Here is a 22,861-nt window from a genome sequence, read left to right as displayed (position 1 = left end):
GTCCCGCGGCCATTGTCCGTTTAAGCCGTTCTCCGCAGTCCCGCGGACCAGGCCGGAGCATGAGCCCGTGAGGGGCGTCCGGTCAACGGGGCCGCGCCGCAGGGCAGCGGCGTCCACGAAAATCACCGTCCCGGTGTGGCAGGCTCAATGGGTCGTAAGGCTCAGGACAATCTGGACTGCGGTTCCGCCGCCGTCCCTGGCCTGCCAGTGGATGGTGCCGCCCAGTTCGCTCGTGACCAGTGTGCGGACGATCTGCAGGCCCAGGCCCTCGACATACGGCGTGTCCGGCAGCCCGACGCCGTCGTCCTCCACCCGTACCGTGAGAAGCTCGTCCCCTTCTTCGGTTTCCGAGCGGTCGGCGACCAGCCAGACCGTGCCGGTCCGTCCCTCCAGCCCGTGCTCGACGGCGTTCGTGACGAGTTCATTGATGACGAGGGCCAACGGGGTGGCGAAGTCGCTCGGCAAATCGCCGAAGAGTCCGGAACGCTGCGTCTTGACCTGTTGCGAGGGTGAAGCCACCTCTGCCGAGAGGCGGAACTGGCGGCCGATCAGCTCATCAAAATCGACGCTCTGGGTCAGACCCTGGGACAGCGTCTCGTGCACCAGGGCAATGGTCGCCACCCGCCGCATGGCCTGCTCGAGCCCCTGCTTGGCCTCATCGCTGACCATGCGCCGCGACTGCATCCGCAAAAGGGCCGCAACGGTTTGCAGGTTGTTCTTCACCCGGTGATGGATCTCGCGGATGGTGGCGTCCTTGGTCACCAGTTCCATCTCCCGGCGGCGCAGCTCCGAGACGTCGCGGCAGAGGACCAGGGCCCCGAACCGCTGGTGCTCGTCGCGCAGCGGGATGGCCCGCAGCGAAAGGCTCACGCCGCGTGACTCGATTTCACTGCGCCACGGCATGCGGCCCGTGACCACGAGAGGCAGTGTTTCATCGACCATGCGCCGGTCCTTCAGGAGCCCGGCGGTCACCTCGGCCAGGGACCGGCCCTCGAGGGACTCGCCGTCGCCGAGCCGGCGGAACGCGGAAACCCCGTTGGGACTGGCGTACTGCACGATCCCCTCGGCGTCGAGCCTGATCAGGCCGTCGCCCACACGCGGGGCACCGCGGCGCGAGCCTGTCGGTGAGGCGAAGTCCGGCCACAGGCCCAGGGTGCCCATGCGCAGCAGATCGTAGGCGCACTGCCGGTACGTGAGTTCGAGCCGGGAGGGCATCCGTGAACTGGACAGATCCATATGGGACGTGACGATCGCCAGGGTGCGGCCGTTGCGGACCATCGGGACCGCCTCGACCCGGAGGGCCATGTCGCTGCTCCAGTTGGTCTCGTTGGAGCGTTCGATCGCGCGGCTCTCCCACGCCTTGTCGACCAGCGGCTGCAGGTCCGACCTGATCCCCTCCCCCACGAAGTCGGCGTGGAACACCGTGTGCGTGGTGGAGGGGCGGACGTGGGCAAGCGCCACGTAGCCGAGCTCAGGATGCGGGAACCACAGGGCGAGGTCGGCGAACGCGAGGTCGGCGACCATCTGCCAGTCGCCGACCAGGAGGTGCAGCCACTCGGCATCCCCCGGGCCAAAATCAGCATGCTCCCTGATAGGGTCCGTAAAGATTGCCACAGCACCTCCATTTGCGACGCCGGGGACAGCAGCCCCCTAGCGTCGGACGATTGACCTCAAGAGCCTCAATGCTACCGACAGTGAGGCCATGTCATCGGCCTCAAGGGCATTGACCTCGTCGAACATGGACTTCGCCCGGCCCAGCTGCTCCACGTTCTGGCCCTCCCAGGCCGCCAGCCGTTCCTCGGCCGGAGTACCGGCCGGGGTGCTCTCCAGTACCGCCGTCGTCATGTCCGAGACGGTGGAGTAGAGGTCGTCGCGCAGGGCTGCACGGGCCAGTGCTTGCCAGCGGTCTTCCCTCGGCAGCTTGGTGATGCGCTCGAGGAGGGAATCGGCGTGGAAGCGGTTGAAGACCGTGTAGTACACGTGGGCAATATCGGCCACGGGCTCCGGGCTGACATGGACGATCTTGGCGATGTCCAGGAGCACGAAGCTTTCGAACAGTTCCGCCCAGCGGTGTGCAAGGTCTTCCGGAAGGTCCCAGCCGCGCGCCTTCTCCAGCCACTCGGCCACGCGGGCACGGTCGTCGCCCCGGAGGTAGTCCAGCAGGCGGGACCGCATGGGATCCATCAGCGGCTTGAATTCTGCCACAATCTCGGCGATGGGACGTGACGCCGAGCCCTGGCCGAGGAGCCAGCGGACGGCGCGGTCCAGGAGCCGCCGGATGTCCAGGTGAACGGTGCTCCAGTGTTCGGTCGGGAACGACGCCGGCAGTTCGTTGAGCTCCTTGACCATGACGTCCAGCTCGTAGACCTCGCGGAGTGCGACGAATGCCTTGGCAACGGCCGATTCCGTGGCCGACGTTTCCTCAATGGCGCGGAACGCGAACGTGATGCCGCCGAGGTTGATCATGTCGTTGGCCACGATGGTCGCGATGATTTCGCGGCGCAGCGGGTGGGTGTCCAGTTCGGCGTCGAACCTCTCCCGCAGCTGCTCCGGGAAGTAGGCCCGCAGCGTCGAGCGGAACCACGGGTCATCGGCGAGGTCGCTGTCGCGCAGTGCGGTAGCCAGTTCGATCTTGGCGTAGGCGGCCAGGACCGAGAGCTCCGGGGAGGTCAGTCCCTGGCCCTGTTCCAGCCGCTCGCGCAGCGTGGCCGTGGTGGGCAGCGCCTCGAGGTCCCGCTTGAGGTCCGCGGACTTTTCCAGCCAGTCCATGAGCCGTTCGTAGCTGGGGCTCCATTCGGAGACCCGCATGCGGTCGTTGAGGAGCAGGATGTTCTGGTCGATGTTGTCCTCGAGCACCAGCCGGCCGACCTCGTCGGTCATCGAGGCCAGGAAGTCGGCGCGTTCGGTGCGGTCCAGCTTGCCGGCCGCGACCATCCGGTCCACGAAGATCTTGATGTTGACCTCGTGGTCGGAGCAGTCGACGCCGGCCGAGTTGTCGATCGCGTCGGTGTTCAGGATGACGCCCTGCAGCGCCGCCTCGATGCGTCCGCGCTGGGTCATCCCCAGGTTTCCGCCTTCTCCGACCACCTTGACCCGCAGGTCGCGGCCGTCGACGCGGATGGCGTCGTTGGCCTTGTCGCCGACCTCGGCGTTCGTTTCCGTGCTGGCCTTGACGTAGGTGCCGATGCCGCCGTTGTAGAGCAGGTCGGCCGGTGCCAGGAGGATCGCGCGCAGGAGTTCCGGCGGGCTGAGCTCCGTGGTGCCGTCCGGGAGTCCGAGCGCCGCGCGGATCTGGGCGGACACGGGGATCGCCTTGGCCTGCCGGGCAAAGACGCCGCCGCCTTCACTGATGAGCGACTTGTTGTAGTCATCCCACGAGGACCGGGGCAGCTCGAAGAGCCGCTGGCGCTCGGCGTAGGACGCTGCCTCGTCCGGGGTGGGGTCGAGGAAGATGTGCCGGTGGTCGAAAGCGGCCAGCAAGCGGATGTGCTTGGAGAGCAGCATGCCGTTGCCGAACACGTCGCCGGACATGTCGCCGACGCCCACCACGGTGAAGGGTTCCGACTGGGTGTCGAGGTCCAGCTCGCTGAAGTGGCGCTTGACCGATTCCCAGGCGCCGCGGGCGGTGATGCCCATGGCCTTGTGGTCATAACCGACCGAGCCGCCGGAGGCGAAGGCGTCGCCGAGCCAGAAGCCGTACTCGGCGGACAGCCCGTTGGCGATGTCGGAGAAGGATGCCGTGCCCTTGTCGGCCGCGACCACCAAATAGGAGTCGTCGTCGTCATGGCGGACGACGTCGGCCGGCGGCCTGACCGTTTCGCCCTCGGGCGTGACGATGAGGTTGTCCGTGATGTCCAGGAGGCCACGGATGAACGTCTTGTAGCTCTCGATGCCCTCGGCCATCCAGGCGCTGCGGTCGCTCGCCGGGTCCGGGAGCTGCTTGGCGTAGAAGCCGCCCTTGGCGCCCGTGGGGACGATGACGGCGTTCTTGACGGTCTGGGCCTTCACGAGCCCCAGAATTTCGGTGCGGAAGTCTTCGCGCCGGTCAGACCAGCGCAGGCCGCCGCGGGCCACCTTGCCAAATCGCAGGTGGACGCCTTCAACCCGGGGCGAGTAGACCCAGATCTCGTACATCGGCCGCGGGAACGGCAGCCCGTCGATCCGGGACGGATCCAGTTTGAAGCTGAGGTGGGGCTTGTTCTGGTAGTAGTTCGTCCGAAGCGTGGCCTGGACCAGGTTCTTGAACGTGCGCAGCACCCGGTCGGCGTCAAGGGTCGCGACCCGCTCAATCGCTGCGTCCAGTCCGATGAGGACCTCGGCCTCCTTGAGCTGGCGTTCGGCGTCGCTGAGCGCCGGGTCGAAGCGTGCCGCAAACAGGTTGCTGAGGCCCCGCGTAACGTCCGGGTTCGCCAGCAGGGTGTCCGCCAGGAATCCGAAGGAGTTGGTGTTGCCCATCTGCCGCATGTACTTGGCGTAGGCGCGCAGCACGACCACCTGGCGCCAGTGCATCCGTTCGCGCAGCACCAGCCGGTCAAAGCTGTCCGATTCCACGGCACCGGAAACGGCCGCTCCGAAGGAGTCCGCGAGCAGCTGTCCCGTGGTCAAAGGGTCCACCCCGGCCGGGTACTTCAGGCCGAGATCGTAGAGGAAGAAGTCCCGCTGGTCCGCGGTCTCGATCTCAAAGGGGCGCTCGTCCAGCACCTCGAGGCCGAGGTTGTGGAAATACGGCAGGATCTGGCTCAGGCTCTTCGGCTCCAGCATGTAGAGCTTGACCCTGGCGTCTTCCTCCAGCATGGCGCCGGCGCCTTCCGGAAGGTAGACGTGGACGCCGGGCTCTTCCTTGACACCCTCTCCGGCCCGTTCGGCGGCGGCGCCGTACTTCTCGAAGCGGTCGATGTCCTCCAGCGCGTCTTCGATCTCGTAGTCCACCCGGTAGGTGGCGGGGAATGCCTCGGCCCAGACTGCCGCCAGTTCCTTGGCACGGTCCTCCCTGATGCCGGCTTCCCCACCGTCGGCGCGGGCGCGCAGCACTTCGGAAATACCTTCGCCCCAGGAGCGGGCAGCCCGGACCAGCCGCTTCTCCAGCTCGTCGCTGTTGACGTTGCTGACATCGGCGTCCTTCGGAAGCCGGATCCGGAAGAAGAGGCGGGCGAGGGCCGACTCGGTCATCCGCGCCTCGTAGTCGATGGACGCGGCGTTGAAAGTCTCGCGCAGCTCCTGCTCAATGCGCAGGCGGACATTGGTGGTGTAACGGTCGCGCGGAAGGTAGACGACGGCGGACATGAACCGGCCGTAGATATCGGGCCGGAGGAAGAGCCGCGTCCGGCGGCGTTCCTGCAGCCGCTGGATGCCGGTGGCTATGGCGGCGAGGTCCGGGATTTCGATCTGGAAGAGCTCGTCCCGGGGGTAGGTTTCGAGGATGCCCAGCAGGTCCTTGCCCGAGTGCGAGTCCGGCGGGAAGCCGGCGTCGTCGAGGACCGCGGCCACCTTTTCCCGGACCACGGGGATGTCCCGGACGGATCCGGCGTAGGCGGTCGTGGCGAAGAGGCCGATGAAGCGGCGTTCGCCGTTGACGTTTCCGGCGGCGTCGAAGCTCTTGACGCCGATGTAGTCCAGGTAGGCCGAGCGGTGCACAGTGGAGCGTGAGTTCGCCTTCGTGATCACGAGGGCGCGCTTCTCGCGGGCCTTCTTCCTGCCGGCCTCGGTGAGGTGCTGGACCTGGCGGGCGTCGGCGCCGGCGCGGAGCAGGCCGAGGCCGCTTTCCTCGCGCAGTTCCAGCACGTCCTCGCCGGATTCGTTGACGAGGTCGTATTCGCGGTAGCCGAGGAAGGTGAAGTTTCCGTCATCGAGCCAGCGCAGCAGATCCTGCGCCTGCCGCAGCTCGGCAATCTGGGCCCGGTTGGCCACCCGGTCCAAGTCCGCGGAGATCTCCAGGGCTTTCGCGCGCATCTTCGGCCAGTCTTCGACGGCGGCGCGGACGTCGCCAAGCACCCGGGAGATGCCCTTCACGAGCTCCTCGCGTTTCTGTTCGCTGACGAGGTCGATTTCGACGGCAATCCAGGATTCCATGTGCGAGGCGTTGTCGCCCTGGGCGATCAGGTGCGAGATGTTCGGCATGGCCGCCGTGTCTCCGCTCGAGAAGCCCAGGTGGGACGGGACGCGCGCCACCTTGACCAGGTCGCCGGTCTCGCGGTTGCGGGTCACCACGAAGAGCGGGTGCAGGACGAGGTGGATGGGGGCGTTCTGACGGACCAGTTCGGCGTTAACGGAGTCCACGAGGAAGGGCATGTCATCCGTGACGATGTACAGGACGCTGCAATCGGCCTCGTCGCGGACGGCGATGTTCGCGATGCCCGGCAGCCGAGTCGCTGCGATCTGGCGGTGGGTATCGGCCCTTGCCGTCAGGACTTCCTGGGGATAGGCCCGGAAATCCTCCTCCGCGAGGTGCTCGTAGTAATCCCCGAGGTAGCTTTCGCTACTACCGATCGAAACGGGTTGATCCTCCACGCTGGACCCAGACGACATCGAAACGCCTCCATAAAAGAAGTTCACAGCCGCCTCTTTGCGGCCCTTACGATGACCCTAGCTCTTTGCCCGGCGCTGTGCTGTGGAAGAAAAGCCAAAGGATTTCTTATTTCGCTGGGCAGGTGCACAAACCATTTTGGCGATTGCACGCCGGAGCTCAGATTCAGGGGCGGATTCGAGCAGGAGTGTTCCCGTCAGCAAGGCGGCGTCGCTCGCCGCAGGGTCTGAGGGCAGGAACGCCGACAACGGCACGGAAGGGCCGTATCGCGCCCATGCTTCTCTGAGCTGGCGTTCCGGCGAACGCCCGACGGCGGCGGCCCTGACTTTGTTCATGACAACCTGGGGCGATGCCTGCGGGACGGCCGCCTGAAGCTCGGCCAGGCCGCGGACCAGCCGTGGCACTCCGATGGAGTCGGCGGCCCCGACGGCAAAGACGGTATCGGCCATTTCCAGGCTCCTCAGGGTCGCCGCGTTCCGGCGCGGCGCGCCGGTGTCAAAGCCGAGTTCCTCATCGGCTTCAAGGCAGAAGCCGGTGTCCACCACGGTGACATCCGCGATCTCCCTTGCCCGTTCCAGCACCAGCGTGAGCGCCGCGGCGCGCAATTCCGTCCAACGGTCCGCCCTCGTGATCCCGGTGAGCACGCGAAACGTCCCGGCTTTGCTCGCCACCGTGGTGGCGACCCGGACCAGGGCCTCGGCGTCGAGCAGGCCCTGGTCGGCCAGCCGGCAGGCCTGGGCCAGTCCGGCAGCCTCGTCGAGCAGTCCCAGCAGGGCGGCCACGCTGGCGCCGTAACTGTCGGCGTCGACCAGCAGCACGGATTGTCCTTCCGCGGCCAGCTCACCAGCGATGTTGGCAGCCACCAAGGTCCGGCCCGGCGCGCCGCCCGGGCCCCAGACCGCAATGATCCGGCCCGTCCCGGCAGTGCCCGGGGCGCCCGCCACGTGCTCTCCGGAGGGCCGCGCCGCCTCGTCAGGGCCCGAGGACGTGCCCGCGGAAATGCCGGAGGCGTCGCCGTTCGGTGCGGCACTTCCCGGCCCGCCTCCCGTGCCGCTGAGCTGCGCCACGGCCTCTGCAATTCGTGCCGCAAGGGCCGCGGCGTCAACCCCGCGGGCTTCTGCTGCCACGCCGATGGTCCGCAGGCGGGCCGTTTCCCCGGGATTGTCGGTCAGCGCAATGACCACGACGCCCACAGCGGACAGGCGGTCCACGAGAGAGGCCGTCAGTTCTTCGCTGCCCGCCGCGACGACAGCGGCTCGGGCAAGGCCGCTCTGGCAGGCGGCCAGCAGTTCGGCCAACTCGCTGCACCGCCGAACAACGGATACTGGACCGTGCAGGCGTTCCAGGCCTCCCACCAGATCATCGCGTGAGTCCCCCACAGTCACCACGGGTATGCTCATCGCCCGGTACCGCCCGGGTTCCACACCACAGCAATCTTGGCCTTGTTGGCCTGCGCCCCCAGAAGTTTCGGCATCTGGGCGTCCGGGACCAGCACCATGACCACAGTCGAGCGGGAAGACCCGAGAGCTGTACTCCCCTCGGTGATCTGGGAAATTTCGGCGCCCGAGAGGAGCAGGGCAGGTTCGCTGAAGCCGTTCCGGGCATCCGGCAGGGCAACCCACACGTCCACTCGGGAGCCCGCCGCGGCTTGGGCGGGAAGGCTTTCTTCGACAGTGACGGCGACGGGTTTGCGGTCCAGCCGGTCGAGCTGCCCGACGCTTTCGCGCGGCAGCAACTGGTCCTTGCCGATTCGTTGCACTGCCACGAGGCCGGTATCCAGGCCGGACTCCGGGGTCAGGTAGTGCTGCTCGACCTCGCCGAGCCGCACTTTGACCCGGTGCAGCTTGTCAGGGGTCAGCGTCTCGCCGACGGCGATCGGCTCGCGCGCGGCATAGGCTTCAGTGGTCTGGTCCGCGGCACCGACCAGCGACACTACGCCCACCACGGATGCCAGGACCAGCAGGATACCGACGAGGAGCCGGGGATCTTTCCAGGACGGCTTCTTTAAACGGGCCCCTTCGGCTGCCGCGCTTCCACTCATGCGTCCGCTCCCCCTGTCGCCGCCGTCCATTCCCGGGATGCCGGGCACCCCTGGCACCCCTATTGTTACGCCCCGGCGGTCCGGGCGGAAGATGTAGGGACAAACAGGAGCAAACTGTGGATAACGGCACCAATTGACGCCAACGGTGGCAAAATGGACACATGCCCCGATTCCTGACCCTCGCGGACGTTGCCGAGCAGCTCCAGATCAACTCCCCGGCTGCCTACGCACTCGTTCGCAGCGGCGAACTCAAGGCGATCCAGGTGGGCGGCCGCGGCCAGTGGCGTGTTGAGGAGAAGATGCTGGAGCAGTACATCCAGGAACGCTACGCCGAGGCCAGCCGCATGATCGAAGAGGCTAAGGCGAAGTCCGCAGGGAGCTGACCCCGCAGGGTTGGCTAGTCGACCGCGGCGCTGACGGACCTGATGCCCGCCAGGGCGCCAAAGGGGATGGTCACCGCCTGCCGGTCATTCGCCGGACGCCGGCCCCCGCCCTCCCGGGCCACGGCCAGATCCAGGAAATCCCGGCCAACAGTGTCAATAACGCCGTGGAACGCCGTCTCCGACGGCCCCCGCGAGACAAGAATCGTCACGCGCGCCCGGCTCCTGGCGAGGCCCCGAAGGGCGCTGCCCAAACCTAACCGCCGGCGGACCCTTGACTGTTCGGGCACCGCCAGCCGCGAAAGACCAACATAGTGCACGGCGGCGGCATAGGGAACGAGTACCTGGTGGTGGGGCTCATCAAGGACCAGGGCTTCGCTGCCCGCGTGGCTCAGCACCCCCTCGAACGCGGATCCTGACGACAGGTGAACGCGGATGCCCAGTCCCAGGGACCCGCGCAGCCGGTCGGCGAGCTCCACCCCCGCCGCGTCCACCAGTGCGCGTTCTGCTATTTCTGCCTCTAAATCCAACTGCTGGCGCGCGGCCAGCTGTGCCTCCATGTCGTCAAACAGGGCGTCCCACCGCATTGCGCCAGCGTAGGCGCGCCTCCCGCACCGGTCAATCCACAGGCTGCGGGCTGCCTCTAGACAAACATGGCCATCAGGGATCAAACTTCACTCAATAACATCAAACAACATCAAAATGTATCAAATGATGTTGAAGTTCGATGGAGGGTTAGCGATGGACCGGACAACAGGACAGAATCCCCAACCCCGGCCCCGGCAAACGGTCCGGGCCGACGCGGCCATGGCAGCCGTGATCCTGATGCTGGGCGTCTTCCTGGCTGCCACCGGAAGCTTCCTCGTCCAGCGCTGGCACTTAGCCTCCGAGCGCCACCAGTCACTGTCCTTCGAGGACCAACTGGGGATCGCGGCGAATACCGCCGGGCTGATCGTCATCACGTGGTGGGTCCTGTCCCTCGCCATCGCCGTCGCCGCGGCCCTGCTCGACCGTCTCGGCAGGACCCGCGCGGCGGCCGCCACGGGGCGCTTCAGCCCGGCATTCATGCGCCGGCTGGTTCTCGCCGCCGTTGGCCTGCAGCTCATGACCGCTCCGATGGCCAACGCCGCAACCGCGCACGACGTGCCGGATCCCGGCCGGCCAGTCCCGGCGGCAGTCTCGGTATCCTGGACACCCGCCCGCGCCGCGATGCCCGCTAGCGCCCCCGAATCTGCCCCGTCTTCGCCCCCTGCCCCGACGCCCGCCCCGGCGCCGCAGGTGCCGGCTACCGGCTCCGCGGTAAGTTCCGCGGTGGATCCCCGGTGGAAACCCCTCAGCCCGGTCGTGGATGCCGGCCCCCTGACGGCACGGCACGTGCGCACGCAGGACACCCCCGGCGCAGCCAGGGAGGTCACCGTCCGGTCCGGTGATTCGCTGTGGAGCATCGCCGCGGCCGCGCTGGGACCCCTCGCGTCCGACGCCGACATCGCCAGAGAGTGGCCACGGCTGTATGCGAACAACCGTGAAGCTATCGGAGCCAACCCCCACTTCCTGCGGCCGGGACAGGTCATTGTCCTCCCGCCGGGAATCTAGGGACACGCCGCATCACGCGTCACCCCAGCACGTCAGCACCACATGTCAGCACCAGCCGAGAAATCACCCCGCATCAGCACCCCAGCAAAGGAACCGTCATGAATCCAGTCACCGGGATCCGCGCCGCCGCGGCGACCACGACCGCCTCCGCCCTCCGGGTTGTCTCCGGCACGGCAACACCAGCCATCCGCCCGGCTGCGGTCCCGGCGCCCCTGCGCGTGGTCGACGAAAACCATGAGATTTGTGCGATCTCCCGCAGCACGGTGCAGGCGGCCATCGAAGTCCTGGCCGGCACGCGGCCCGCGCAGCAGCTCTCCCGCCGGCTGGACCCCCGGTGCCTGGCGGCCCTGCAACACCGGGCCGCACTGACCCGTCGGGTCGCCTCCGGTAGCTCGCCAACGGCGGGCCGTCTGCACCGCAACCCGTCGGTCCGGTCGGTCCGGGCCTGCAGGGTGTCGGATGACGTCTATGAGGCGAGCGCAGTGGTGGTCGAGGAATCGCGGGTCCGCGCGGTCGCGTTGAGGCTCGAGCGCGGCACCGTGGCCTGGCGCGTCACAGTCCTGGAGATCGGCTGAGCGGCCCGGCCGGGGACCGGAAACGGAAACCCGTCGGCTGGGGGCGGGAACGATACGCAGGCCGGGTTCGAAGCGGAAACCCGGTTTGCAAGGAAAGGAGGCACAACGGCAGGAGGACCGGAACAATCGTTCCGGTCCTCCTGCGTTTGCCTCTGCGCCGGCAACCGCGACTGGCGCCGCCTGCTAGCGCCGCTTCTTCTTCGCGGTGCGGCGGCCGATGTCCTGCGCCGCAGCCTTGGCGGGGTTTCCTGAGCGTCCGGAAGCCTTCGCCTCGATCCGGGTCTGGGCGGCGCCGTCTTCACCGGGGGCGGTGTACTGCAGCTGCGCCGGCTTCTCCGGAGCCTCGAGTCCCGCGGCGTGGATCTGCGGCTCGTGGTGTTCCGTATGTTGGCCGGCGGCGTCCGCCACCACAACGTCCTCGGCCGGAGTCACTTCGACCTCGAGGTTGAACAGGAATCCGACGCTCTCCTCGCGGATGGCCTCCATCATGGCTTGGAACATGATGAAGCCCTCGCGCTGGTACTCCACCAGCGGGTCGCGCTGCGCCATGGCGCGCAGCCCGATTCCTTCCTTGAGGTAGTCCATCTCGTAGAGGTGTTCCTGCCACTTCCGACCGATCACGGACAGGACCACGCGGCGCTCGAGCTCGCGCATGCTTTCGGAGCCGATTGCCTGTTCCCGGGCCTGGTAGACCAGACGGGCGTCAGAGAGGATCTCTTCCCTCAGGAAGTCAACCGTGATGCGGGATTTGCCGCCGGCCTCGTCGATAACGTCGCGCGGCGTGAAGCTCACCGGGTACAGGGTCTTGAGGTTCGACCACAGGAGGTTGAAGTCCCAGTCGTCGCCCGTGCCCTCGGCCGTGGCCGCGTCAATGAACGCGTTGATGGTGTCTTCCAGGAAGTACTGGACCTTCTCGTGGAGGTCATCGCCCTCGAGGATGCGGCGCCGGTCACCGTAGATGGCCTCGCGCTGGCGGTTCAGGACGTCGTCGTACTTCAGCACGTTCTTGCGCTGCTCGGCGTTGCGGCCTTCCACCTGGCCCTGGGCCGAGGCGATGGCGCGGGAGACGAGCTTGGATTCGAGTGCGACGTCGTCCGGCACCGAACTGTTCATCAGGCGTTCGGCTGCACCGGAGTTGAACAGGCGCATCAGGTCATCGGTCAGCGAGAGGTAGAAGCGGGACTCGCCGGGGTCGCCCTGTCGTCCGGAACGGCCGCGGAGCTGGTTGTCGATGCGGCGGGACTCGTGCCGCTCTGTGCCGAGCACGTAAAGTCCGCCCAGGTTGAGGACTTCCTCGTGCTCGTCCTTGACGGCCTGTTTGGCGGACTCGAAAGCCTCGGGCCAGGCGGCCTCGTATTCCTCGGAGTTTTCCTCGGGGTCCAGGCCCCGCTTGGCCAGTTCGGCGACGGCGGTGAACTCGGCGTTGCCGCCGAGCATGATGTCGGTACCGCGGCCGGCCATGTTGGTTGCCACGGTGACGGCGCCCTTGCGGCCTGCCTGGGCCACGATCGAGGCTTCCCGGGCATGGTTCTTGGCGTTGAGGACCTCGTGCCGGACACCTTCCTTGGCCAGCAGGCGGGAGAGGTATTCGCTCTTCTCGACGCTGGTGGTGCCGACCAGCACCGGCTGGCCCTTTTCGTGGCGTTCGGCGATGTCCTTGACCACGGCGTCGAACTTGACGGTCTCGTTCTTGTAGACGAGGTCGGCCTGGTCGATCCGCTGCATGTCGCGGTTGGTCGGGATCGCCACGACGCCGAGCTTGTAGGTGCTCATGAACTCGGCGGCCTCGGTCTCGGCCGTGCCGGTCATGCCGGCGAGCTTGTCATACATGCGGAAGTAGTTCTGCAGGGTGACCGTGGCCAGCGTCTGGTTCTCGGCCTTGATCTCGACGCCTTCCTTGGCTTCGATGGCCTGGTGCATGCCCTCGTTGTAGCGGCGGCCGGCGAGGATGCGGCCGGTGTGCTCATCGACGATCAGCACCTCGCCGTCGAGGATGACGTAGTCCTTGTCGCGTTTGAAGAGTTCCTTGGCCTTGATGGCGTTGTTCAGGAAGCCGATCAGCGGGGTGTTGGCGGACTCGTAGAGGTTGTGGATGCCGAGGTAGTCCTCGACCTTCTCAATGCCGGCCTCGAGGACGCCGACCGTGCGCTTCTTCTCGTCGACCTCGTAGTCGGTCTCGGGCTGCAGGCGCGTGACGACCTTGGCGAATTCGCTGTACCAGCGGTTCGTGTCGCCCTGGGCCGGGCCGGAGATGATGAGCGGGGTGCGGGCCTCGTCGATCAGGATCGAGTCCACTTCATCGACGATGGCGAAGTGGTGGCCGCGCTGGACGAGTTCGGAGCTGTCCCACGCCATGTTGTCGCGCAGGTAGTCGAAGCCGAATTCGTTGTTGGTGCCGTAGGTGATGTCCGCGGCATACTGTTCGCGGCGCAGTGCCGGGTCCTGGTTGGACAGGATGCAACCGCTGCTCAGGCCGAGGAAGCGGTAGACGCGGCCCATGAGGTCAGACTGGTATTCGGCGAGGTAGTCGTTCACGGTGACCACATGGACGCCCTTGCCGGTGAGGGCATTGAGGTAGGCCGGAGCAGTGGCCACCAGGGTCTTGCCTTCACCGGTCTTCATTTCGGCGATGTTGCCCAGGTGCAGGGCGGCACCGCCCATGAGCTGGACGTCGAAGTGGCGCATGCCGAGGGTACGGGAGGAAGCTTCGCGGACGGCCGCGAAGGCCTCCGGCAACAGATCGTCCAGCTTCTCGCCGTCCTGGTGGCGTTCGCGCAGACGGTCAGTTTCCTCACGGAGCTCAGCGTCCGTGAAGGTTTGGAAGGAGCTTTCCAGGGCATTAATGGAATCGGCATAGTTCCGCAGTTGCCGCAGGGTTTTTTTGTCCCCCGTGCGGAGAAGTTTTTCGATAAGTGATGCCACGTGAAGTTGCTCCCAGTCTCAAGCTGCCGAATTCTGGCGTGTTTAGTCTACGGGAGAGACGCAGCGCCGGTGGCGCCTGTTCCCTCTCAGCGGATACTGCTGTTTGCCGGTTCAGCCACGGCTTCGGCGAGCGCCGACGCAAGGTCCCCGGTTGGCGAGACAACCACCCCGCCCAGTCCCAGCCACTCTGCCATGAGCTTCAGTTCCGCGGCGAGTTCGACGGCGGTGTCCTCCGGAGCGCCTGGTTCGGCGTGGGCGGTCCGCACCAGAAGCAGGCCCCCGGCCCGGTCGGCTTTCAGGTCCACCCGCGCGACGATCGCGTCGCGCAGCAGGAAGGGCAGGACGTAGTAGCCGTACCGCCTCTTCGGTTCAGGGGTGTAGATCTCGATCCTGTAGTGGAAGCCGAAGAGCTCCTGAAGCCGCCGGCGTTCGAAGACGAGGGAGTCGAAGGGGCTCAGCAGCGCGCGGCCGGTGGCTGACCGCGGCAGTTTCGCCTCCACATGGCGGTACAAGGGTCGGTCCCAGCCGGCCACGGTGACCGGTTGCAGCCGGCCCGTGTCCACGAGGTTCCGGACGGCCATGGCGGCTGCTTTCTGGGGCGTCCGGAAATAGTCCGCGAAGCACCGCACGGTCCCGATGCCGTGGGCCCGGGCCGCTGCGTCGATCAGCCGGTCCATCGCGGCGGCAGCATCCCGTGCTTGCGCCGCGGCCTCACCGCCCGGTCCGGGCAGCACCCTGGCGGTGAGGGTGTAGCGTCGTTCGAACGATTCGGTCCGCGAGGCCGCGGAGACCAGGCCTTCCTCAAACAGATGTTCCAGGACCCTTTTGACGGCATTCCAGTTCCAGCCCCATTGGTCCCGCTGCCGGTCCTCCACGTGTCCCAGCCGGGCGGTCAGTTCGGCGGCGGTCAGGGGTTGCCCGGCCGCCAGGGTTTCCAGCACCCGCGCCGCCACGCCGTTGCGCAGTTCGGGGTCCATGGCGTGGGCGCCCACCCATGTGCGGTTCTGCCACTGCACCAGATCGTGGAAGTGGTCCGGCCGGATGAAGCAGGCTTCGTGCGCCCAGTACTCCATCATCCGGCGCGGGTGGGTCCCCGCCATGCGCTGCAGGATGGCGCGGTCGTAGTTGCCCAGCCGGGAGAAGAACGGCAGGAAGTGGCTGCGGGACACTACGTTGACGGAATCGATCTGGACCAGGTGCAGCCGGGCAAAGGTACGGCCCACCGCCCGTGCTGTCACGGGTCCGGCGGGCCGTTCCTTGTCCAATCCCTGGGCTGCCAATGCGATCCGCCGTGCCTGTGCCAGGCTCAGCGATGCATGCACGTCAATCCCTTCGTTGGATGGTCTGCACCAGCTTATGCGGTGGCGGGCTCATCCTCTGAACGGTAGGCGAGGATCTTTTCTTCCAGACTTGAGTGTCCGGGCTCGCAGGTCTGGTCCAGGGAGATGACCCCATAGGTCCAGCCGTCACGCCGGTATACGACCGACGGCGCCTTGGTCTCCTTGTCCACGAAAAGGTAGAAGTCGTGCCCCACAAGTTCCATGTTGTCCACGGCGTCATCGAGCGTGAGCTGGGCTGCGGGGAACACCTTCCGGCGGATCAGGACGGGCGAATCGCCGGCCGGAATGTCGTTCTCGACCTCATAGGGCGACTTCTCTGCAGCCGGGACAGGGGCCGCCTGCTGATTTGCCGCCTCAACGTAGAGGGGCTCGTTGGGGCTTGCGGGCTCCAGCGTTGCCGTGGCCTCAGTAACGGACTTTGGGGTGTGCCGGCCGTGATGGACCTTTCTACGGTCCCTGGCCCTGCGCAGGCGTTCAAGAAGCTTGTTGTAAGCGAGATCGAAGGCAGCGAACTTGTCGGCGGCACTCGCTTCAGCGCGGATTACGGGGCCGCGTCCCAAGACTGTCAACTCAACCGTGAGCGATTCTGCGGTCTGGCGGGCCTTGGTCTCCTTGGTGACCTTCGCGTCAACCCTCTGGACCTTGTCTCCCAACGAGGCGATCTTTGAGATCTTCTCGTCGGCATATTCGCGGAACCGGTCTGAGACCGTCAAGTTGCGTCCGCTGATCATGAACTCCATGGTGCCCTCCAAATGACTTCGGTGACACGACGGCGGTACTTCCCGGGGGCCGATCTGACTGACAGTCGAGCCCCTTTCCGAGCCGCTATCGACAGGTACATCTGTTCTTGGTACCCATCTTCGACGTTAGTTCATAGCAACCTGTTATTCATCCTTTTCCGGTTTATTTTTTTACTTCACGCCGGTCGCGCCCGCCACGGCGGGGCCGGAGGCATCACCGTCGGCGGTGGCCGGCGGGCGTGTCGCAGCCAGCACAACGGCGCCGCCTACAAGGGCCCCTGCTGCCCGCAGCGCACGGGCTGCCTCGGCCACTGTGGCGCCGGTGGTCAGCACGTCATCAACGATGATGCACGTCCGTCCCAGGACTGCCGGAGACCACGGGCCTGCCCTGGCCCGCATGGTTCCCCGCACGCGCCGGGAGCGGGCCCCCCGGCCCAGTCCCTTCTGTCCGCCGGCCCGCCTCAACCCGTTCATTACGACCCGCGGTGAAAGCTCCGGGGTTCCCGGGCCCGGCGCGGGCCGCGCGGTTTTCCGCAGTGCGTCCGCGACGGTGAACCCGGTGATTTCATCGCCGCGAACGAGCCGGCGGAGCAGGAGGTGGACGGGACTGAACCCCCTCTTGCGGAAGGCGGCGCCGCTAGTCGGTACGGGGACCAGGACGAGTCCCTCCGCCGGCCCTGCCGCTGCGTGCAGGGCCCGTGCGAGGCCCCGCGCCAGCTCGCCTGCCAGCCGCGCCTGGCCGTGGCTCTTGAAGGACAGGAGGCATTGCGCGAGCTCGGCCCGGTACGCCCCGGCCGCCACCACGGGCAGCAGCACGGAGCCGTCCGTGTCCATCAGGGCCGGCGCCTGGGCCTCGGCCCGGAACGGCCTGAGTGTCAGCAGGCGCACCTGCCGGGCGCAGGCGCCGCAAAGTGCAGAGTCTTCCGCGCCGCAGCAGATGCACTCCACCGGGATGGCGAGGGCGAGCACCTCGGCCGCAGCCGCCGCGGTCCGGTCGGACAGCCGCGCCAGCGGCCGCGCGTACACGCCGCGGTGCCTTGCCGGTGTCGGTGCAGCCGGGGCCAGGTCCGGATCCGCGACCGGTCGCCACCCAGGATCGGGCCCCGCGCGTGGGGGACTGCCGCGGGCCGGCACGTCACGGTGTTCCCCGCCATTTCCGCCCCCGGCATTTCCGCCACCATGGGGCGTGTGAGTGATCATCCTCCGATCGTGGACCGGAGACTCGCACGCCGGTAGCACCGCGGGAGGCTATGTGGACAACCCCGGCGGTCTCACACCCGTGGTCAGCCCGGGAAAGACGGGTCGATGGGGCCCTTGAGCTGCGGCGACCAGCCGTTGCCCAGCCTCTGGAAGATCCCTTCCGCGGACTGGCCGTAGATCTCAGATGGCCCGTTTCCTGCGCTGAGGGCAGTCAGCCCGGGCCACGACGCCAGCTGCTGCGGCTGGGTGGAGGTCAGGGACAACAACTCGGGAGTGACGGCGTCGCTGGCGGAGGCCTTCATGACCGCGACTGTGGTGTCATCCACCCACACGCCCTGGTCCGGATCCCGGGGCGTCAGAAGCGTCAGGGGTACGGTCAGATCCCTTGGGGTGCCGTCCGTGTTCCGGATGATCCCGGTGATCTGGACCAGGCTTTTGCCGTTCTGCTGGGAAATGACCAGTGCACGCGTGCCGTCCCGGGATATCCGGAACTCCTTGACGGTCCGGCCGGCAAGCCATCCCGGGGTCAGGGTCACGGTGGGTACGTTTCCGCTCTCCGCCACGCCGACCGGCCGGAAGGCAACCACTTCGGTGGCGCCGGCAGCGCCCGGCCCGGCGGTCCAGACCCAGTCGTACCGGCCGAACGAAGGCCGGGAGAGGGCGGCCCGCGTGGTCAGGGCCCTGGCCGGCTGGCCGGGAACGATCGAGTACAGCGTGGTGCGGTCGGCGTTGAGGAACGCAGCAGCCTGTGACTCGGCGGATTCCGCCGGCGCCCGCGGCGACAGGGCCGCGACGGACCGGATATCCGGCAGGGGTGAAAGCCGGTTGTTCTCGTACCGGACCAGGTCGTTGTTGCTGACGGCGATCTGATAGCCGGGCACGCTTTCGTCGCGGACCGGAGGCAGGACCGTTCCGTTGTCTTCGACGCGCACCAGATCCTGGTTAGCCCGGAGCTCGACGTTGATGACATCCGGCTGGCTGCGGAACGTCAGGGCCAGCTGCGTTTGCATCCGCAGCCGGTCCTCGTTGGAGGCGTCGACGAGGTCCTTGGCCGTGAGATCCACCTGGGCGGCGCCGGAGACCACGGGCACAGACTCCCGCGCCAGCTTGATGCCCGACGGGAAGGCGCTGACGACGGCGCCCTTGAGGTAGGGGGCCGGGCCGCCGAGCAGTGCGCTCGTCATGGCCTTGACGGTTTTCTTGCGGATGAACCACCGGACATCGGGCACGGCGTAGGTGAAGGTGGGGTCGTAGAAATAGATCGGGTAGGCGCCGTAGATGACTTTGAAGGTCTCTTCCGGAATCGCCGTGCCGTCCGGGAGATCCGAGATCCGCCACTCGCCGTCCACCTGGGTCAGCGTGACGGGTATGTTCTCGGTGGTGCCCTCGGGAAGTTGCGTCGCCACGCCGTCGGCGTCCACCGAATAGGCGAGGTCGAGCTGGTAGTTGAAGACGTTTTCGACGCCGGTGGCCACCACCGAGGCCTTCCGGAAAACAAGAGCCCGCTGGTCCGGCTTCCATGTCACCGATGACGCCTGGGTGAGGTACTGCCGGGCGACGGCGTAATCGTCTTCGTAGCCGCTTCCGGCCAGGTAGAAGTCCTCAATGACCGCCTCGGGCCCGGCGCCCGGACGCGGCGCGGCCGGGAAGAACACGGGGGCATTGGGGTTTCCGGCGCTCTCATCCTTGCTCTTGCCCACCGGGCCGGAGCGCGGAATCTGGGCGCACGAGGTCAACAGCAGCAGGACGACGGCCAGCAGCGCCGCCCCTACCCTGGTGAGTTTGCCGGAAATGGAAACACTGCTCATGCCCTGCCTTCCGTTCCATGGCCCCGGAAGCCGGCCGCGCCGCCGCCCGGGCTCGCCCCGGCGACGCCGGTAGCGCCGTCGCCAGCCAAACCGTCCGCCGTGAAGTCGTCGGCGCCGGTCACGCCGTCAGGTTTGCCCTGCGTTCCTTCCGGTGTATCTGCTGCCGGCACCGCGGCGGCCGGCGGCCGGTCCAGGAGCAGCACTGTTCGCTGGCTGCCGGGCCCCGGGAGCCCGACGTTGACCGGTTCCAGCTGGAGCGGAGACCGGGTGATCGGCTCGTCGCGGCGCAGGGGAAGGGTCAGCCGGAAGTTTGACCCGTTGCCCTTGCTCCCCCACGCCTGCAGCCAGCCGTCGTGGAGCTTGGTGTCTTCGGCGGCGATCGACAGTCCCAGCCCGCTGCCTCCCGTAGTGCGGGCGCGGGCAGGGTCGGCGCGCCAGAAGCGGTCGAAGACGCGGGCGGCCTCGGCCGGTGTCATGCCGATTCCGTGGTCCCGCACGGCCACGGCCACCGCGGTGTCGTTGGCGGCCACGGAGATGTTCACCGGGCGGCCCTCGCCGTGTTCAAGGGCGTTCAGGACAAGGTTGCGCAGGATGCGGTCGATCCTGCGGTCGTCCATGTCGACGATGATGCTGCCGGCCGGTGCGTTGAGGGTGACGGCGGACCCGTATTCGGCGGCGACGGGCGCCACTCCCTCGATGACGTGGGCGACGAGCTGGACGATGTCCGTGGGTTCGGCGTCGAGAGTGGCGGCGCCCGCATCAAAGCGGGAGATTTCCAGCAGGTCCGCCAGGAGCGACTGGAACCGTTCCACCTGGTTGTACAGCAGTTCAGCAGAGCGTTTGTTGATGGGGTCGAAGTCCTCGCGGGCGTCGTAGAGCACCTCCGCGGCCATGCGGACCGTGGTGAGCGGGGTGCGGAGCTCGTGCGACACATCGGAGACGAACCGCTGCTGCATTTGCGAGAGCGTGGCCAGCTGGGTGATCTGCTCCTGGAGGCTTGCCGCCATGTGGTTGAACGAGGCCCCGAGCCGGGCGACCTCGTCCTCGCCCTTGACCACCATGCGCTCCTGCAGCTGCCCGGCGGCGAGCTTTTCGGAGACGACGGCGGCATGGCTGACCGGGCTGACCACGTTGCGGGTGACGTACCAGGCGACGCCGCCGATCATGAGGACCAAAAGGGCACCGCCGGCCAGCAGCACGTTCTGGATCTCGTCCAGCGTCTTCTGCGCCGTGTTGAGGTCATAGATGAGGTAGAGCTCGTAGACGGTGCCGTTGAAGGTCACCTTGTTGCCGACCGCGATGCCGGGCCGGTCCTCGGTCCCCACGGGGAACTGGGTTGACGCCCAGTACTGGTCCTTGCCCGAGTCCTGCACGGCCTTGCGCAGCTCCGGGGGGATGACGGCGATGGTGAGCTGGTCCGAGGCCCGGGATTCGACCCAGCGGTTGCGCGGCTTGGTCTGCTCCGGCATCGCTTCGAAGACATAGCGCCGCTGAATCACGGACCCGCGTCCTTCGACGGCGTTCAGGGTGTCATAGACCAGGGTGATGACGCTGGACTGGTCGGTGACCTGGGCGCCGTCGAACGTGTCCTGGACCTGCTTGACGTTGTAGCGGGTCTCCGACTCGGCCTGCGCAAGCCGTTCCTGGAAAAGGTTATTGGCGATCTGGTTGGACAGGTAGGCGCCCACGACGGCGAACGAGCCGATGGCCAGCAGGAGCGTGGTCAGGACGGTCCGGAACTGCAGCGAACGCCGCCATTTCCGCTGTACCGCGCGGAGCAGGTAACGGATGCCGGGCAGGAGGCTGCCGGCCCCGGTGCGGACCAGGCGCGCGACCCGGACCCCAACGATCCTCGCGCGTTTGGCCCATAGCCGGGTCCGGAAGGCGAGCCCGCGCCACGGTCCCCGACTGCCCGGGCCGGCAGACGGCGATTCCGGCTCCTGGGATTCCGGCTCACCGGATTCGGCCACACCGGATTCCGGCACGGCAGATTCCGCCACAGCGGATTCCGGCACGCCCGGTACGGCCTCATGGGATGCGGACGATTCAGCGGGCGCTTCGCCGCGCGTCATGTCCGGAGTCATGTCCGGAGTCGTGTCGTGCCCGGATTCCGGCCCGGCGGCCTGTGCGACGCTGCGGTCCGCAGGCTCAGGAACCTGCTTTATAGCCGACACCACGGACCGTCAATACAACTTCGGGGGCCTCGGGGTCACGTTCGATCTTGGACCTCAGCCGTTGGACATGGACATTGACCAGCCTGGTGTCGGCGGCGTGCCGGTAACCCCAGACCTGCTCAAGGAGAAGTTCACGGGTGAACACCTGCCACGGCTTGCGGGCCAGGGCGACGAGTAGGTCGAATTCCAGCGGCGTCAGGGAAATACGGTCGTTGCCGCGGCTGACCAGGTGGCCGGCGACGTCGATCGTGACGTCTGCGATGCGCAGGGTTTCCGGGGCCTTCTGGTCCCCCGGACGGAGCCGTGCCCGGACCCGGGCCACGAGCTCGGCGGGCTTGAACGGCTTGGGCACGTAGTCATCGGCACCGGACTCGAGGCCGCGGACGACGTCCGAAGTATCCGCTTTGGCAGTGAGCATCACGATCGGCACGTCAGATTCGGCGCGGACCTGGCGGCAGACCTCAATGCCGTCTATCCCGGGCAGCATGAGGTCGAGCAGGACGAGGTCCGGCTTGGAGGAGCGGAACACGTCCAGCGCCTGTCCACCGTCGGCGCAAAAGACGGGTTCAAAGCCGTCATTGCGCAGCACAATACCGATCATCTCGGCGAGCGCCTCGTCATCATCCACTACCAGAATGCGTGCCTTCATAGTTATATATTCCCCCATTGAATTCTCTTTGTCGTATCGGACGGCCTTCCGGCATGGCGCAGGCGGGCGTGCCGCGGCCGCCGGGACCACGCTGGTACGCCGGACATTGTGACAATTGCCGCGTTGTCCTGCATGCTGTGGACAGGCCCAGTGAACCGGCCCCGGACCGCAGGAGGAACCCGTGAACACCCCCATTTATGAGCGCGCCCTGGGCAGTGACTTTGCCCGACTGCAGCCGGAACTCCAAGCGTACTTCTCCCTGGCGCCGGGATCCGGCCACTACGGCGTCGGCGAGGGGGTGTTCGACGTCGTCGGCTGCCGCCAGGCGTGGCTGCGCCCCCTCCTGCGGCTCACCGCCGGCGAGCAGGCCTTCTTCCCCGAATACGGCGAGGGCGTTCGTTTCCGGATCGAGAACCACGCCCACCTGGACCCGTTCGGCAGGTCAAGCCTGACCGCCCGGCGGGAGATCTTCTTCCCGGGAACCACCCGGCTGTTCCACGACACCACGAGCTTTGACGACTCCCGGACCAGGCCGGGACTCGTGGACTATGTGGGCCGGTTCCGGCGGCTCGTCACCGACCTCAACCTCAGCGTCACGCCGGAAGGCCGGCTCCGCGGCGTGTCCGAGGCGTCCCGCCTGTTCCTGGGACCCCTGCGGATTCCGCTGCCGGCCGCCCTCGACGCCAAGGCCTATGCCGAACAGTGGTGGGAGCCTCAGGACGGCGGCCGGCACCGCATCCAGGTCAAGGTGATCCAGCCCCAGCTCGGCCTGGTGCTGGTGTACGCCGGCCATTTCGACTACCGGCTCGAGCCCTACCCCGCCGGTGGCACGGCGCCGGGCTACCTGCCCGGATATGCCCGCCCGGACGGCTGGGAGAGCAGGGTCTGACCCGGCAGTTCCGCCAGTCCCAATAGT

Annotated in this window: 16 protein-coding genes; 4 read left to right on the top strand and 12 right to left on the bottom strand. The window is 67.2% G+C overall.

Features of this window, described 5'->3' with window-relative positions:
- Positions 1 to 144 precede the first annotated feature (144 nt).
- The 4 genes from ABD243_RS15220 to ABD243_RS15205 are packed head-to-tail and all read right to left on the bottom strand — an operon-like array spanning position 145 to position 8,564.
- Positions 145 to 1,614, bottom strand: a complete 1,470-nt coding sequence (locus ABD243_RS15220) for a sensor histidine kinase (protein WP_344367288.1) — start codon at positions 1,612 to 1,614, stop codon at positions 145 to 147.
- Between the two features lie 36 nt (positions 1,615 to 1,650).
- A complete protein-coding gene (locus tag ABD243_RS15215; RefSeq protein WP_344367287.1) occupies positions 1,651 to 6,525 on the bottom strand; it encodes an NAD-glutamate dehydrogenase in 4,875 nt (1,624 codons plus the stop codon).
- 57 nt (positions 6,526 to 6,582) lie between these two features.
- Entirely contained in the window at positions 6,583 to 7,923 is a 1,341-nt protein-coding gene (locus tag ABD243_RS15210; protein ID WP_344367286.1) for a CpaE/TadZ family protein, read from the bottom strand.
- A complete protein-coding gene (locus ABD243_RS15205) occupies positions 7,920 to 8,564 on the bottom strand; it encodes a CpaB family protein (RefSeq protein WP_344367285.1) in 645 nt (214 codons plus the stop codon). Before ABD243_RS15205 ends, ABD243_RS15210 begins: the two co-directional genes overlap by 4 nt.
- A gap of 161 nt (positions 8,565 to 8,725) precedes the next feature.
- Between ABD243_RS15205 and ABD243_RS15200 the strand changes: the two genes are divergently transcribed.
- Complete coding sequence (locus tag ABD243_RS15200) at positions 8,726 to 8,947, top strand: helix-turn-helix domain-containing protein (protein ID WP_018775212.1); 222 nt, start codon at positions 8,726 to 8,728, stop codon at positions 8,945 to 8,947.
- A 14-nt stretch (positions 8,948 to 8,961) separates the two neighbouring features.
- Here the strand turns inward: ABD243_RS15200 and ABD243_RS15195 are convergent, their stop codons facing one another.
- Positions 8,962 to 9,531: a hypothetical protein gene (locus tag ABD243_RS15195; protein WP_344367284.1), complete on the bottom strand. Its 570-nt coding sequence runs from the start codon at positions 9,529 to 9,531 to the stop codon at positions 8,962 to 8,964.
- Between the two features lie 154 nt (positions 9,532 to 9,685).
- Between ABD243_RS15195 and ABD243_RS15190 the strand changes: the two genes are divergently transcribed.
- Entirely contained in the window at positions 9,686 to 10,537 is an 852-nt protein-coding gene (locus tag ABD243_RS15190) for a LysM peptidoglycan-binding domain-containing protein (protein WP_344367283.1), read from the top strand.
- Positions 10,538 to 10,635: 98 nt separating this feature from the next.
- Positions 10,636 to 11,112 (top strand): Rv3235 family protein, encoded by a 477-nt coding sequence (locus tag ABD243_RS15185; RefSeq protein ID WP_344367282.1) that lies wholly within the window; start codon positions 10,636 to 10,638, stop codon positions 11,110 to 11,112.
- Positions 11,113 to 11,295: 183 nt separating this feature from the next.
- Here the strand turns inward: ABD243_RS15185 and secA are convergent, their stop codons facing one another.
- From secA to mtrA, 7 genes are all read right to left on the bottom strand, one after another.
- Positions 11,296 to 14,034, bottom strand: coding sequence for a preprotein translocase subunit SecA (gene secA, locus ABD243_RS15180; protein WP_344367281.1), 2,739 nt, complete (start codon positions 14,032 to 14,034; stop codon positions 11,296 to 11,298).
- Between the two features lie 86 nt (positions 14,035 to 14,120).
- On the bottom strand, positions 14,121 to 15,356 hold the full coding sequence (locus ABD243_RS15175) for a winged helix-turn-helix domain-containing protein (protein WP_344367280.1): 1,236 nt from the start codon (positions 15,354 to 15,356) through the stop codon (positions 14,121 to 14,123).
- Positions 15,357 to 15,388: 32 nt separating this feature from the next.
- Entirely contained in the window at positions 15,389 to 16,114 is a 726-nt protein-coding gene (gene hpf / locus ABD243_RS15170) for a ribosome hibernation-promoting factor, HPF/YfiA family (RefSeq protein WP_344367279.1), read from the bottom strand.
- Between the two features lie 171 nt (positions 16,115 to 16,285).
- Entirely contained in the window at positions 16,286 to 17,140 is an 855-nt protein-coding gene (locus ABD243_RS15165; RefSeq protein WP_344367278.1) for a ComF family protein, read from the bottom strand.
- A 257-nt stretch (positions 17,141 to 17,397) separates the two neighbouring features.
- Entirely contained in the window at positions 17,398 to 19,122 is a 1,725-nt protein-coding gene (locus tag ABD243_RS15160) for an LpqB family beta-propeller domain-containing protein (protein ID WP_344367277.1), read from the bottom strand.
- Positions 19,119 to 21,206 (bottom strand): MtrAB system histidine kinase MtrB, encoded by a 2,088-nt coding sequence (gene mtrB, locus ABD243_RS15155; protein WP_344367276.1) that lies wholly within the window; start codon positions 21,204 to 21,206, stop codon positions 19,119 to 19,121. Before mtrB ends, ABD243_RS15160 begins: the two co-directional genes overlap by 4 nt.
- Before the next feature lie 64 nt (positions 21,207 to 21,270).
- Positions 21,271 to 21,945, bottom strand: coding sequence for an MtrAB system response regulator MtrA (mtrA, locus tag ABD243_RS15150; protein ID WP_344367275.1), 675 nt, complete (start codon positions 21,943 to 21,945; stop codon positions 21,271 to 21,273).
- A 181-nt stretch (positions 21,946 to 22,126) separates the two neighbouring features.
- Here mtrA and ABD243_RS15145 point away from each other — a divergent pair, with 181 nt between their 5' ends.
- Positions 22,127 to 22,834 carry a DUF4166 domain-containing protein gene (locus ABD243_RS15145; protein WP_344367274.1) on the top strand — a complete coding sequence of 236 codons (708 nt, stop codon included), beginning with the start codon at positions 22,127 to 22,129 and terminating at the stop codon, positions 22,832 to 22,834.
- The last annotated feature ends 27 nt before the right edge of the window (positions 22,835 to 22,861 follow it).

Source organism: Arthrobacter humicola (assembly GCF_039531445.1).
GTDB lineage: Bacteria > Actinomycetota > Actinomycetes > Actinomycetales > Micrococcaceae > Arthrobacter > Arthrobacter humicola.
Note: the sequence above shows the minus strand (reverse complement) of the source record. Positions and strands in the feature narration are given on the sequence as shown.